The organism is Frankia sp. CcI156 (genome assembly GCF_001983015.1).
GTDB lineage: Bacteria > Actinomycetota > Actinomycetes > Frankiales > Frankiaceae > Frankia > Frankia casuarinae.
Window position 1 is genome coordinate 159,269 of sequence record NZ_MOMD01000003.1, and the last position, 13,557, is coordinate 172,825.

Sequence of the window (13,557 nt, forward strand, 5' to 3'; positions counted from 1 at the left end):
TTCTGAGTTGATGCCTTTAGGTATGAAGGAAGACGGCTGGCGACACGTCCTACAGCGTGATCGTAATTGCTACGGCGAGGACGGAGGCCATGGGTAGCCCGCTGGTACCGATCATGCTCATTGTGATGCTGCTGGTGGGTGGGCTGGTCTTCGTCATCCTCAACAACCGGCCCGTCCGGCCCGGGGAGAACCAGCGACGCTCTCGTGGCCTCGACCATCAGCGCCACCGATACGGTACGGTGCCGATCCGTGACAGCTCTGACGCCACCCCGCCCGACGGGATCGTGCCCGGCTTCGCCGAGCCGGCGCCGGTCTCCTCGGCAACCGGTGYGACGGGCAACACGGCGGACAGGTCAGCGGACAGCGCGAGCGGCGTCCCGGACGCAGGCGCGGCATGGGGAGGGGATGTGACCTCGCAGGTTTCCGTCGGCGGCGGTGAAGGCGACCGCGATCCCGACTCCACCGGCTGGACGCCACCGCCCGCCGGTCAGCYGCACCTCGGGCCCGGTGCCTTCGGTGACGAACGGGCGGATGCCACCCGCTACTACGACCCGGCGACCGGCGACTATCCCCTCCCGCCACCCGGGGAACACGCGCCGGCTCCGCGCGGCGCCGAGTCAACCCGAACGGTTGAGGACACGCCGTGGGAGAGCTCCCCCACGGCGACGACCATCCCCGTGGCTCCGCCCGCTCCCCCGAGGGGGCAGACGGGCGATCTCATGGCGATCGAGCCGGAGCAGACGACGGCCGCCGCGCTGCGACTCGCCGCCGCGGGGCGCACCCGCCGGGGCAAACGCGGCGGTCCCAACGAGGACGCGTTCGTCGTCGTCGACGGGCTGCTGGCGGTGTCGGACGGGGTCGGTGGCGAGGCTGCCGGCCAGATCGCGTCCACGCTGACGGTCACCACGGTGGCGGGTTTCCGCCCGCAGTACGCCGAGGATCCGCTCGAGGGCCTGMGCAAGGCCGTGGAACGGGCGAACTGGGTGGTCCGGACCCGGGCTCGAGAGGAGCCGGCCTGGCTCGGCATGGCCTGCACGCTGGACGTCGTCATCCTCGGGCGTCAGCAGAGCACCGGCGAGTACCTCACCGTCGCACACGTGGGCGACAGCTCGGTGTGGTTGCAGCCCGGCAAGGGACGGCCGCGGGCACTGACCACGCCGCACGCGATCCGTAACGGTCCGTTGCTCAACGCCGTCGGGCTCGCTGACGAGATCGAGGCGGACATCTTCAGCGAGCCGGTCCGCGCCGGTGACCGGGTCGTTCTCGCCAGCGACGGCATCACCAAGGTGATGAGCCCGGAACAGCTCGACGGCCTGCTGAGCGCGCTGGGGCCCGAGCCGCCCGAGCGGGCCGCGGACGCGCTCGTCGAAGCGGCCCTGCTGGCCGGTGCCCGRGACGACACCACCATCGTCGTCGCGGATCTGGTGTCCGAACCCGCCGCCCGGTGAGTTCGTCCGGACACCCGGACACCCGGTCGTCCGGCCCGGTGTCCGGACGTCCTAGATAGACGGGCTGAGACCCGCCGACAGYCGCCCCGAGAAGTCAGGAGACGCGCTGACCGACCGGGCAGTCCAGGGCGCTGGCGCGGGTCAGGCCGTCGACGGACAGCCGGGCGGACAGGCGCACCGGTCCGGACGACTCGGTGAGAATGCCCGTCCAGCCCCCGGCCGCCCGGAAGACGCACGCCGTGCCCCCCGACAGCTGCCAGTAGGGGGTGTAGTGCACGAGCACCGTGGCGACCCCGGGCGCGTGGAAGTCGACCGCGACCGAACTCACCCCCAGTTCGGTGAGCGAGGCCGGTCCCTGCACCAGGCCCGGGGAGTCGGTGACGAGCCACACCTTCCAGTGCGCGTTCTGCCAGGCGAGATCGAGATAAGGCAGACCGGCTCGCAGCAGCCTGGCCTCGGCGACCGCGGAGGGATCCAGCTCGACGTCGGGGAGGGCGACGTAGCGGATGCCGCGGGCGAGCAGCCACTCGTGGTAGGTCTCGGCGTTCAGTGTCCCGTCGTAGAACAGCGCGTTGTACTTGCTGTCGAGCTGGCGCAGCCAGCCGCGGGCCATGGGTACGGACGGGGCGACGAAGCGCGCCTCCCAGTGGGCCCGGGTGAAGGGGATCTCCACCCGCCCGGCCGACACCGGTGCGCCGCGGTCGAGGTAGTCGAGGAGCTCGGTGTAATAGGCCTTCGACCCGGACGGATCGCCGTGGACAAGCAGCGCCCCGTGCACCGGCCCGATCTGCCAGCCGATCAGCGGGATCGCCACGACCGCGAGGACGCGGCGGCGTTCGGCGAGCAACAACGCCGCGGTAGGGCCGGCGAGCAGCGTCGCCGGTCGGGTGATGTTTCCGCCGATCTGGGTGGGCACGAAAAAGAAGACCACTGCCGCGGCCGCCCAGAGCAACAGGCCGTGCCGGATGGGCCGGATGAGCCGGGCGTGCCCGGGCACGACGAGCAGGCCGACCGCGATGAGGGTCAGCAGCGACAGGAAGGTGAGCGCGGGAAAGGGCTGGTACCCGTCCTCGGGAAACGCGAGCGCGACGATGATGCCGGATCCGGCGCCGGCGAACGGGAGCGCCCGGCGCCATCCGATCGTCGGCAGCAACGCGAGGCCGACGAGCAGCACGAAGCCGCCGGCCAACGGAGACGCCAGCGACGACAGGACCGCGCCGATCCAGGTCAGCTTCGTGTGCCGTTCCCGCGCGCCGACCAGCGCCAGAGCACCGAAGGTCATCCCGAGCGCGAACGGCATGCGGCCCACGACGAGGTTCGCCACCGTCGAGACCGCGAACCAGACGAGGACCAGATCATGCCCGGTCCGCCGGCCAGGACCGCGGAGCAACCGGGTCACGATCATCGTCGAGGCGACGCAGGAGATCGCGCCGAGCGGCTGTACCCCGACAAGCGCACCGAGCGGGGGGAACAGCACACTGTAGCCGGGGATGGTGTGACCGCCGTACCACTGATCATCCCAGAGCACCACTCCGCCGTGCCGGAACAGCCAGACCCGGTACTCCTGGGCGGGGGTGTCCGGACCGGTGATGCCAAGACCGACGCACAGCAGGCAGAGCGCGGCGGTCAGAATCCAGGGCCAGCGGCGAACCGCCACGACGACAGCGAGAACACCCCGCACGAGCGGTCCGCGGTGCCGCGGCGGCTCGAGGGCGATGGAAGGGGTCTGGGGCAGTGTGGCCACGCGAGGCTCCGACCCGGGGTRCCCGGGCCCACCCGTCGCCGGGGCGGTCGACGCCGTCCGCCCCCCCGAGATGGCGTCAGGCGGGGAACCCGGGGTCGCGAGCGTTGTCACCCGCGACCCCCCCACACACCGACGACAGTCCATCCGCCGTCTCCGACCGGTCATCACCCGACAGCTTGCCCCGCGGGCGGCGTCAGGCCGCGCCCGTCCCGTCCGGACCGGGCAGCGGCAGGCCCCGACCGGCCGGCATCCTGGCCCCGACCAGGGTGACCCTGCTGGTCCTCGCCGGTGGCGGCGCCGCGGTCGTGGCCATGATGAGCGAGGGTCGGCTCGGTTCGCGCGATCCGCACACGACCGACCCTTCCTCCTGGTGGGGCATTCTCCCATCGGCGGCCTCGTCGGATACCGCAAGGGGCGTCCTGGCCGGCCTGGCGGCCCTGGGCATCATCACTCTGTGTCTGTGCTGGGGCGGACTTGTGCGCGCGACGATCGCCGGCCGCACCTCCCCGCGGGCCGCCCTCGCGGCGTGGATCGTCTGGAGCCTCCCGTTCGCGGTGGGCCCACCACTGTTCAGCCGGGACATCTACGCCTACGCCGCTCAGGGTGAGCTGGCGAGGCTCGGCCTGGATCCGGCGACACACGGCGTCTCCGCCCTGCTGACCGCCGAGGGCTCGGGCTCGGCGTTCGTCCGGGCCGTTGACCCCCGGTGGTGGAACACCCATGCGCCCTATGGCGGTGCCGCGGTCACCGTGGAGAAGAGCGCCGCGGCCCTCGGCGGCGGGCCGGCCGGGACGGTCGCGCTGCTCAAGATAGTCGCGATCCTCGCAACGATCGCGATGGTCGTCCTGACGCTACGGCTCGCCGGACCGGAGCCGGGCCGACGGGCCCTGGTCATGGTGCTCGTCGCGGCCAATCCGGTCGTCGTCGTGCACCTGATCGGCGGAGCCCACCTCGACGCAACGGCCGCGGCGCTGCTCGTGGCGGCGCTGGTGGTGGACCGCCGACGGCTCGCCTCGGCACCGGCGCCCGGCCCGGAGGGAAGGAGCACGCCGACGGCTCGGCAGGCCGCGCTCGGCGCCGCGGCGACGGCGCTGGTCAGCGTGGCCGGAAGCGTCAAGGCGACCGCCCTCCTCGGCGTCGCCTGGCTGGTGCTGGCGCATCTGCGGGCCGCCCGGTCGGCGCGGCGTCCGATCCGCGCCGGCGCCGTGCTGCTCGCGGCCGATGCCGCCGCGGTCGCGCTCGCCGCGGGGCTGAGCATGGTGGCTGGCGGCTTCGGCCCGACCTGGATCCACGCGTTGTCCACGTCGGGCACCCTGACCACGGGGACCGCACCGGCCTCGATTCTCGCCGCGGCGGTCGACGGGGTCGACGGCATGCTTGGTCCGGTCGGCCGCCATCCGTCCGGCGCCGAAACGCAGCGGGCGACTCGGGCCCTGTGCCTGGCCGGCGCGGCGCTGGTGGTGGCCTGGCTCGCCCTGCGCGCCTGGCGGGACCGGGACGGGTACACCGGCCGTCGGCACGACCTGATCGTGCTMGGCTACGGCGGGCTGGCGGTGGCGCTCGGCAGCCCGGTGCTCTACCCCTGGTACCTCGCGCTGTGCCTGCCGGCACTCGCGGTCGTCGTGGCCCTCGCCCGGTCAACCCCGCCGACGCCCCACCCTGGAACGGCCCGTCCCAGGACGCCGGGGATGCAACCACGCCGCATGAGGCGTCTCGGGGCGGCCGTCGAGCGGATCGTCGGGGGGGTCGGGGGGTGGACCATCGCCCTGGTGGTCGTCACGTCGGCCTGGCTGTGCCTGACGACCCTCGCGCCGCTCGCCGCGACCTGGCGGCTGCTCGGGCGCGTCGAGACGTCCCTGGCCGTCATCGGCTGCGCCGGCCTTGCGGCCGCGGGAACGGTCATCACGCTGGTCGCGATCCGGCGGCGGCACGCCACGCCCACCCGCAGACGGTGACCAGTCCGACGTTGCGGACCACCAGGACCAGGCTCATCATGATCCGTCCCTGGACGACGTCGTTGTACCGCCACGGATAGACGACCTGGGAGAGCACAACGCAGATCAGCAGCAGCGCCACCCACCGCCACGACGGTCCACCGGCCGGGACGGGGGCAGCCGGTCCACCAGCCGGGACGGTCAGGCCGCCGGAGCCGGCGGGCCGGGCCATCGCGATCCAGACCGCGACGAGCGCCATGATCCACACGAGGTACTGCGGGCTGRGCACGCGGGCGGTCACGACCACGACAAGCAGCAGCGCGAGCGTGCGCCCCACGAGCACACCGGCCCGGCCCGCGCCGTCCGCCGCCGCGGGCGGACGCGCCCACCCCCACCACCACAGGGCCGAAATGGCGATCACTACGATCTCGGTCAACGAGCATGCGGTGGCCACGCCGCGGGCCAGCGGGGTGTCGAACTGGAGCGAACCGTAGGAATAGCCGGGTGCCGTTCCATGGCCGAGCATGTGGGCGACGACGAACGGCGTCGCGGCCACCGCCTCCACCTGTAGTCCGCGGGCCTGCTGCGCGCCGAGAAACCCGAACGCGTCCCGCCACCACCCGGTGAGCGCGAACAGCGCCGCGAGCCCCCCGACGGCGCACAGGACGCCGGCGGCAAGACGCAACCAGTCCGGCGAGGGCGCCGGGAATCGACCGGTGGGCCGGCCGGGGGGCGGATCGGGGGGCGGATCGATGGACGCCGACCGACCCGGGGACCGGAGCGGCGGACGGGACAGGGCGATCAGCAGCAGGACCGGCCAGATCTTGAGCAGCGCACCCGCGGCGAGATGAAATCCCGCCCGGCCGAACCGGCCCGCGGCGAGCGCGAGCACGGCCGCGACCGCCGCCGCGGCCGGCAGCAGATCGAAACGGGCCAGCGCCACCGGTCCCAACGCGGTGAGACCCGCCACCCAGAACCCCGCCGCCGGGACCGAGCGACGCACCAGCGCGGCGGTCAGGACGGCGTCGACGGCCACCATCATCCCGACGAACACCGCTCGATAGGGCAATCCCAGATAGGCGTGAGTTACGTCGGGCAACACGAACACAACTGCCGCGCCCGGCGGATACTGCCAACGGTCGTCACCGGTGGGCATCCCCTCGCCGCGACTGAGCCCGCGGCCCCACTCCGCATAGATGTGTAGATCGCCGAGCACGCTCTGCTGCATGCCGAACGCCTGGTCGGTCACCACCAGGGTGACGAGGACGGCACGGCTGACCAGCCACCATGCCCAGAGGCGCCGGGCTGACCGGTCGGGGGTGCCGGCTCCGGGACGAGCGAGCGCGGCCGGCCGTCCGGGTGCGGACAAAGCCGGCCCCCCGGCGCGCCGCGGCACCGGGAGGCGGCTCGACGGGTCCGCGCGCACGCTCGCGACCGTACCCGCAGGTGCCTGGTGGGCGATGGCGCGCCCTGCGCGCACCTGACGGACGGCATCTCCCGTCACCTATTGTTTGCGCCATATCGAGTCACCACCGCGGCGCGCAACGGAGCGCGCCGTGGCCGGCGGACCGGGCGGCGCGTTCGGCGGCGAAGGGTGGCTCGAAACGCGCCGCGGAGGTGCCTGTGATCCTCGGATCCGGCTCAGCATGGGACACGGCCTGCGTTCAACTGGCGAACGCGGCTCGTCATCTGGGCCTTGACGACGGTATGCACGACCTGCTCCGCACGCCCCGCCGGGCGATCACCGTCAGCGTTCCGCTACAGCGCGACGACGGTCAGCTGACCGTGCTGACCGGCTATCGCGTCCAGCACAACCTCGCCCGTGGCCCGGGCAAGGGAGGGATCCGCTTCCACCCAACCACCGACCTCGACGAGGTCAAGGCGCTGGCGATGTGGATGACCTGGAAGTGCGCGCTGATGGGGATCCCCTACGGCGGGGCCAAGGGCGGCATCGCGGTGGAACCGGCGATGCTCTCCCTGCCGGAACGCGAACGCCTGACCCGGCGCTACGCCGCCGAACTCGTCCCGTTGATCGGACCGGAGAAGGACATCCCGGCACCGGATGTGGGCACCGACGAGCAGACCATGGCCTGGATCATGGATACCTACTCGGCGCACACCGGGTACACCACCACCGGTGTGGTAACCGGCAAACCGCTGTCCATCGGCGGTTCCGCCGGTCGGGCCGGGGCGACCAGCCTGGGGGTGCAGCTTTCGGTGTTCGCCGCGCTGCGCGAGACCGGGCGCGACCCGCACGCGATGACGATCGCGGTCCAGGGCTTCGGCAAGGTGGGGGCGCTCGCGGCCCAGTACCTGCACGACGCCGGTTGCACTGTGGTCGCGGTCTCGGACGTGAAGGGCGGGATCTACAACCCGCAGGGACTCAACCCGGCCGCCCTCATCCGCCATCTCGCCGGCGGCGCGGAGACGGTCGTCGGCTACCCGGGAACCGACACGATCACCAACGACGAGCTCCTGGAGCTCGACGTCGACGTGCTCGTCCCCGCGGCGTTGGAGGGCGTCATCACGGTCGAGAACGTCGACCGGGTCCGCGCGCCGATCATCGTCGAGGGTGCCAACGGCCCGGTGACCGCCGAGGCCGACCAGGTCCTGGACGACCGGGGCGTCCTGGTGGTGCCGGACATCCTCGCCAACGGCGGCGGGGTGGCGGTCTCGTACTTCGAATGGGTGCAGGACATCCAGGCGTATTTCTGGTCCGAGGACGAKGTCAGCGACCGGCTCCGGGCGCTGATGGACCGCGCGTACCGCGAGGTCTCCCTGCTGGCCACGACCCAGAAGATCAGCATGCGCAACGCCGCGCACGTCATCGGGGTCGGCCGGGTGGCCGACGCCCACCGGACCCGGGGTCTGTATCCCTGACCGGCGGTCATGACCGCCGCGCGCGCCCCGGGCGGCGCGGCGGTCGTGCCCCTGGGGCCGGCAGCCCTGGGGCCGTCGCAGCCTGCGCGGCCGCGGCGGCGACCGCCAGCAGCGTGTCGTGATCGTCCGCCGGGACGGACCGGTTGCGGCGCCGATGCCCGCACCGCTCGCAGACGTGCGTGATGACCAGATCGTGCGTACGGCTCTCCACCGCGACCGGCCGCATCACAGCGCCGCACCGCGCCGCCCGGTCGCCGGGGTTGACGTCGACGTGCCGCGACGACAGACAGGACGGGCAGTGGTTGGTGTACCCGTCACCACGCACGGCCGTCGCGCAGACCAGGCAGACGAAGTCCTCGGTGGTGCGGGTGAAGCGCCGGCTCACCGGCCAAGGGTAGGCCACCACACGGCGTGCCCCGCCTGCCCGGAAGTCAATCAGCGCCAACGGTAGCCAATCGGGGCCCTCGGAGCTGGCCGGAACTCGGAGCTGGCCGGAACCKGGTGGGGGCCTCCCGCGAACATCTCATCGTATCCGCGCCGGGCGGCCGGGCCGTGGGCGGGACGTGTGTCGCCGGAGACGCCGAAGATGTCGGACCCACGGGGTGAAATAGTGGGCGGCGCACCATACCGGGCGTGGTACGTCGGCGCACCATCGCGCCCATCGTCCCGGATGCGTCCCGAGGAGGTCCCGCTGTGGAGGCAGCACATCCTCTGCCGCCCGAGAGACTGCCGCCCGAGAAACCGGCGCCCGAGAAACCGGCGCGGGCGGACGTCCCGCCGAACGAACTGTCCGATCGCGATCGTCGCATGTTGCGCTTCGAGCAGGGTTGGTGGCGTCACCCGGGAGCCAAGGAGGAGGCGATCCGGGTCGAGTTCGGACTGTCATCAACACGCTACTACCAGTTGTTGAACCGGCTGATCGATTCGGAAGCCGCGCTGATAGCCGATCCGATGCTGGTCCGCCGGCTGCGCCGGCTGCGGGAGCAACGCCGGGCGGCCCGATCCGGCCGACATGACCGGGCCGAGAGGTAAGACCACGCATGACACATGCCACGAACGCACCGCAGCGGCGTCCCCACCGGTGGCGCCCGGACCGGCTCCACACCCTCGGCGCGGGCGTCGTCGCGGTTCTCGCCGTACTCGCGGGCATCCTGGTGGTCAATCTGCTGAACGGCTCGTCCAACACGGACGGCTCCACCACCCAGGTCGCGGCCCCGACGCGCTCGGCGCGGCCGGGCACGGACCAAGCCGGCGGCGGCCGGACCACTCCGGCCCCGCCGCCGCACCGCGCGGCGGCCCCGGCCCCCGGCCCGAGGGCCACGAAGACGGCGCCGGCGTCCCCGAAACCGACGCCGGCGCCGTCCGCGTCCACCGCGACGAAGCCGCCGGCCCCGCCGGGACCAAAGGCCACAGCCCCGGTGGTCGTCCTGAACAACTCGCGGATCGCCGGACTCGCCGAGGTGGCCGCCAAGCAGGTCGAGTCGGCCGGGTTCCGGGTCGAGCGGGTGGGCAACTACCAGTCGATCTACAACGTCCCGGTGACGACGGTCTTCTACGACGACGCCGACGCCGACGCCGCCCGCGCCCTGAAGGAGGCGATGCCGGGCATCGAGAGCATCGTGCCCCGGTCGAAGACCAGAATCGTCTCCACCGACACACTGATCCTGGTGATCACCCGCGACTTCCCCGCCCATCCGGAAAAATGATCACTTGACCGCCGCGCCGCGCTCCTCACCGGCGCCCGACCACCTCGACCCGTGACCGAGGAAGGCCCAGTGACCGAATCCGCGCCGAACAGCCCACCCGCCCCCCGCACACCCGCCGGGGGCGCTGGACTCGCCGCCCTGCTCACCGCGCCCGAACGCGCCCTGATCGCCCTCGACTACGACGGCACCCTCGCGCCGATCGTCCCGCGGCCGTCGGACGCCGTCCCGGCGCCGGGGGCGATGGATGCGCTGCGCCGGATCTCCCATGAGATCGGCACCCTCGCCATCATCACCGGACGGCCGGTGGACTCTCTGCTGAAACTGACCGGGCTGGAGAAGATCCCCGACTTCGGGAACCTGATCATCCTTGGCCAGTACGGACTGCAACGCTGGGACTCGGGCAGCCGCGCGATCAGCAGTCCCGAGCCGCTGCCCGGTGTCGCCGCGGTCCGCGCGGCGCTGCCCGAACTGCTCCGCGACGCCCCGGTCGGCACCGCCGTCGAGGACAAGCACCAGGCGCTGGTGGTACACGTGCGGCGCACCGCCGATCCGGACTCGGCGCTCGCCGCGCTCACGCCGGCGTTGACGGCCCTCGCCGAAGACCATGGGATGGAGGCGGCACCGGGCAAGCGAGTGCTGGAGCTGCGTCCGCCCGGGCACGACAAGGGCGGTGCGCTGCGCAGGCTCATCGCGGCCTGCCAGGCGCGCTCGGTGCTGGTCGCCGGGGACGACTACGGCGATCTGCCGGCATTCGAGGCCGTCGACGAGCTACGGGCGGGCGGGCTGCCCGGTATCACCGTGTGCAGCGACAGCCCGGAGGTCCCGGACGTGATCCGCGAACGCGCCGACCTGGTCGTGGGCGGGCCCCCCGGGATGGTCGCCCTGCTGGAGGTGCTGGTCGAGCGGCTCAGCGGCTGACCGCCCGCGCCCTGTTCGCTCATCCCCGCAGGGCGCGCTCAGCCCGCCCGGGGCTCATCCCACCCGCATCAGCCGGTTCGTGTCCGGCGGGTGGTCGTCCTCCCGCAGGCGGATCCACGCCGTCAGGGTGGGCTCGGCGCCACCGCCGTACGGCCGGTTCGGGCCGACCAGCATCTCAATGCCGACGACCCGCCGGTGCGTGTTCGTCAGCGCCACCAACTCGATGATTCATTACTGTACGTGATCTCTCTGGATGGAAAACCTGAGCCAGGGGCATTTCCGTGAGACATCTGTCGCCGATTCGTGAGCCTCCGCCGCCCAAAAATACGATCTTGATGGACCGGCGTACAGGGCTGAGCGGATGGCCTACTCTCCGCAGTGTGCGTCGGATGCCGGGAGCCGAGGAAGACACCCTGCCGCGGCTGTGGCCGACCGGCACCGCGCGGGTGCTGGTCGCCTCCAACCGGGGGCCGGTGGCGTTCGCCGTCGGGGACGACGGGAGGCTGCGAATCCGGCGGGGCGCCGGCGGCCTCGTCAGTGGCCTCAGCCGGGTGGCGGCCGACAACGGTGACGGTCCGATGGCGTGGGTGTGTGCCGCCCTCAGTGACGCCGATCGCCGGGCGGCGCGTTCCGCGCCTGCCGGCCGCCTCGATCTCGCCGGCCACGACACCGACGGCACCGCCGTCCGGATGCTCGACGTCGACCAGGTCGTTTTCGACCGCGCTTACAACGCGGTCGCGAACCGCACGCTCTGGTTCATCCACCACCTGCTCTACGCGCCGGCGTCGCAGCCGGTCTTCGGCCCGGCGTTCCGCCGCGACTGGCAGGCGTACGAGACCTACAACGAGATGTTCGCCCAGGCTCTCGCGCACGAGGCCGCCCCGGGCGCCTCGGTGCTGATCCAGGACTACCACCTGACCCTGGTCGCGGCCCGGCTGCGGGCGCTGCGGGCGGATCTGCGGATCGCCCACTTCAGCCACACTCCCTGGGCACCGCCGGAGTACTTCCGGATTCTCCCGGACGACGTCAGCGAACAGATCCTGCGCGGCATGCTCGGCGCCGACCGGCTCGGGTTCCTCACCGACGCCTGGGCCGACGCGTTCCAGGAATGCTGCCGCGACCTCCTCGGACTGCGGATCGACCGGCGGGCGGTGACCATCGGGACGGCCGGGTCRGGACGGGGAGCCGGGTCGGGACGGGAGGCCGGGCGGCACCGAACGGTGCGGATCGGGGTGCATCCGCTCGGCGTCAGCGCGRACGAGCTGCTTGGCCGGGCCGCCGCCACCGACGTGGCYGCCCGGGCCGCCGAGCTGGTCGACTTGGCCGGCGGGCGGCGGCTCATCGTCCGGGTCGACCGCACCGAGCTGTCCAAGAACATCGTCCGCGGTCTCGACGCCTACCGGGAGCTGCTGCGCACCCGTCCGGAATGGCGCGGCAAGGTGATGCACCTGGTCTGCGCCTACCCGTCACGGCACGATCTGCCGGAGTACCGGGAGTACACCGCCGCGGTGCAGCGCCTGGCCGCGGAGATCGAGGACGAGTTCGCCACGGACACCTGGCTGCCGCTGCGGCTGGAGATCACCGACGACTACCCCCGGTCGATCGCGGCCCTCTCGCTCGCGGAGGTGCTCGTCGTCAACCCGATCCGGGACGGCATGAACCTCGTCGCCAAGGAGGGGCCGATCGTCTCGACCAGGGATGCCGTCCTCGTGCTCTCCCGGGAGGCCGGAGCCTGCGCGGAGATGGGCACGGCGGCGCTGGTCGTCAACCCGTTCGACATCCAGGCGACCGCGCGGGCCCTGCACGCCGCCCTGACGATGCCCGCCCCCGAACGGCGTCGGCGCGCCGAGGAGCTGGCCGCCGTCGCCGGGCGGCTACCGCCCCAGCGCTGGTTCGCTGACCAACTGCACGCCCTCGCCGCCGACCGGTGACCGTCCGGTCTGCCCTGCCGGGGCCGAACGTCGACGCGCGGACCGCGTTCAGACGGCGGCGTTCAGACGGCGGCGGCCGCTCGCACCGCGCTGGCCCAGCCGGCGCCGACCGGGCCCGCCTCGACCGTGACGTTGTCGTACCGCGTCAGCAGGGCGGCGATGTCCGGGTGCCGCACCGCGTTCGCGACCAGGTGCATCCGCCCGACATGGGGAGCCATGGCCAGGTCGCTGGCGGAATCGCCGATGGCGATCGCCTCGGCCGGTGACACCCCGCGCCGCTTGAGGTCGTAGGCGACCGCGTCCCCCTTACCCACACCGTCCGGGACCAGATGGTAGACGTGCGGATTCACCCCAAGATCAGGCATGTGGACCGGCGAGATCAGCCCGTTGTCACGCATGCTCAACCAGGAGAATCCGGTCTCGGTGAGCCAGCCGTCGACCTCCGACACGTCGATCTTCCCGCGAAGCATGACGTCGACCTCCCGGCCGGAGTGCCAGGGGGTGTGCAGCTCCAGCCGCCCGGGGTAGCGCTCGACCATCCGGTCGAGCAGGTACTCCGGTACCTGGTCGAAGTCGGGCGGCATCGCGCCGCGCAGGATCTCGCTGTCGCGCCCCTCGTTCCAGCCGACGATCGCGCCGAGCTCCCCGATGAACCCGTCCGCACCGAAGATCGCCGCGGCCTCGAGAAGCTGCGGACGGGTACGCCCGCTGACCAGAACCAGCGCAATGCCGGCGTCGTGCAGCTCGGCGAGCGCGCGAGCCGGCTCCAGCGTGATCGCTCCCCCCTCCGCCCGGAAGAAACAACCCTTGGGACCGACCATCGTGCCGTCAAGATCGGTATAGACGACGCGGATACTCACTGTTACAGACTCCCTGGCTCTGRCATGATCGGGTCGATCTCCGGGCATGGGGGCACGCGCGGCCGGTAGGAGCGGGCAGGCCCCGCCCGCACCGGTGGGACCACACCGAGAAACCTCCGACCGACCCATATCATGT

12 protein-coding genes are annotated in these 13,557 nt (G+C 72.4%); 7 read left to right on the forward strand and 5 right to left on the reverse strand.

The genetic code is table 11. The annotated features are described in order from the left end of the window. Positions 1–89: 89 nt before the first annotated feature. Positions 90–1,448: a PP2C family serine/threonine-protein phosphatase gene (locus tag CcI156_RS02255; RefSeq protein ID WP_076804146.1), complete on the forward strand. Its 1,359-nt coding sequence runs from the start codon at positions 90–92 to the stop codon at positions 1,446–1,448. 94 nt (positions 1,449–1,542) lie between these two features. Here CcI156_RS02255 and CcI156_RS02260 read toward each other — a convergent pair whose 3' ends face one another. Next, complete coding sequence (locus CcI156_RS02260; RefSeq protein WP_011438741.1) at positions 1,543–3,192, reverse strand: hypothetical protein; 1,650 nt, start codon at positions 3,190–3,192, stop codon at positions 1,543–1,545. 266 nt (positions 3,193–3,458) lie between these two features. On the opposite strand from CcI156_RS02260, the gene mptB reads away from it, so the two are divergent. Then, positions 3,459–5,147, forward strand: coding sequence for a polyprenol phosphomannose-dependent alpha 1,6 mannosyltransferase MptB (gene mptB / locus CcI156_RS02265; protein ID WP_023840662.1), 1,689 nt, complete (start codon positions 3,459–3,461; stop codon positions 5,145–5,147). On the opposite strand, the gene CcI156_RS02270 is transcribed toward mptB, so the two are convergent. Next, on the reverse strand, positions 5,095–6,630 hold the full coding sequence (locus CcI156_RS02270) for a glycosyltransferase 87 family protein (protein ID WP_254847237.1): 1,536 nt from the start codon (positions 6,628–6,630) through the stop codon (positions 5,095–5,097). The genes mptB and CcI156_RS02270 overlap by 53 nt on opposite strands. A 119-nt stretch (positions 6,631–6,749) precedes the next feature. Between CcI156_RS02270 and CcI156_RS02275 the strand changes: the two genes are divergently transcribed. Then, positions 6,750–8,006 (forward strand): Glu/Leu/Phe/Val dehydrogenase, encoded by a 1,257-nt coding sequence (locus tag CcI156_RS02275; protein WP_076804149.1) that lies wholly within the window; start codon positions 6,750–6,752, stop codon positions 8,004–8,006. A 7-nt stretch (positions 8,007–8,013) separates the two neighbouring features. Here the strand turns inward: CcI156_RS02275 and CcI156_RS02280 are convergent, their stop codons facing one another. After that, a complete protein-coding gene (locus tag CcI156_RS02280; protein ID WP_049761025.1) occupies positions 8,014–8,391 on the reverse strand; it encodes an RNHCP domain-containing protein in 378 nt (125 codons plus the stop codon). Between the two features lie 308 nt (positions 8,392–8,699). Between CcI156_RS02280 and CcI156_RS02285 the strand changes: the two genes are divergently transcribed. The 3 genes from CcI156_RS02285 (at position 8,700) to otsB (ending at position 10,630) form a co-directional block, all read left to right on the forward strand. Further along, positions 8,700–9,038 carry a DUF3263 domain-containing protein gene (locus CcI156_RS02285; RefSeq protein WP_023840660.1) on the forward strand — a complete coding sequence of 113 codons (339 nt, stop codon included), beginning with the start codon at positions 8,700–8,702 and terminating at the stop codon, positions 9,036–9,038. A gap of 8 nt (positions 9,039–9,046) precedes the next feature. After that, positions 9,047–9,712, forward strand: coding sequence for a LytR C-terminal domain-containing protein (locus CcI156_RS02290; protein ID WP_023840659.1), 666 nt, complete (start codon positions 9,047–9,049; stop codon positions 9,710–9,712). A 69-nt stretch (positions 9,713–9,781) separates the two neighbouring features. Then, a complete protein-coding gene (gene otsB, locus CcI156_RS02295; protein WP_023840658.1) occupies positions 9,782–10,630 on the forward strand; it encodes a trehalose-phosphatase in 849 nt (282 codons plus the stop codon). Between the two features lie 54 nt (positions 10,631–10,684). On the opposite strand, the gene CcI156_RS25390 is transcribed toward otsB, so the two are convergent. Continuing rightward, positions 10,685–10,846: a hypothetical protein gene (locus tag CcI156_RS25390; protein WP_023840657.1), complete on the reverse strand. Its 162-nt coding sequence runs from the start codon at positions 10,844–10,846 to the stop codon at positions 10,685–10,687. A 173-nt stretch (positions 10,847–11,019) separates the two neighbouring features. Between CcI156_RS25390 and CcI156_RS02300 the strand changes: the two genes are divergently transcribed. Next, a complete protein-coding gene (locus tag CcI156_RS02300; protein WP_076804150.1) occupies positions 11,020–12,561 on the forward strand; it encodes a trehalose-6-phosphate synthase in 1,542 nt (513 codons plus the stop codon). Positions 12,562–12,623: 62 nt separating this feature from the next. On the opposite strand, the gene CcI156_RS02305 is transcribed toward CcI156_RS02300, so the two are convergent. After that, a complete protein-coding gene (locus tag CcI156_RS02305; RefSeq protein WP_011438750.1) occupies positions 12,624–13,421 on the reverse strand; it encodes an HAD family hydrolase in 798 nt (265 codons plus the stop codon). Positions 13,422–13,557: the final 136 nt, after the last annotated feature.

Coding starts and splice junctions, on each gene's coding strand:
- CcI156_RS02290 (WP_023840659.1), top strand. CDS start 9,047: ATGACACATGCCACGAACGCACCGCAGCGGCGTCCCCACCGGTGGCGC.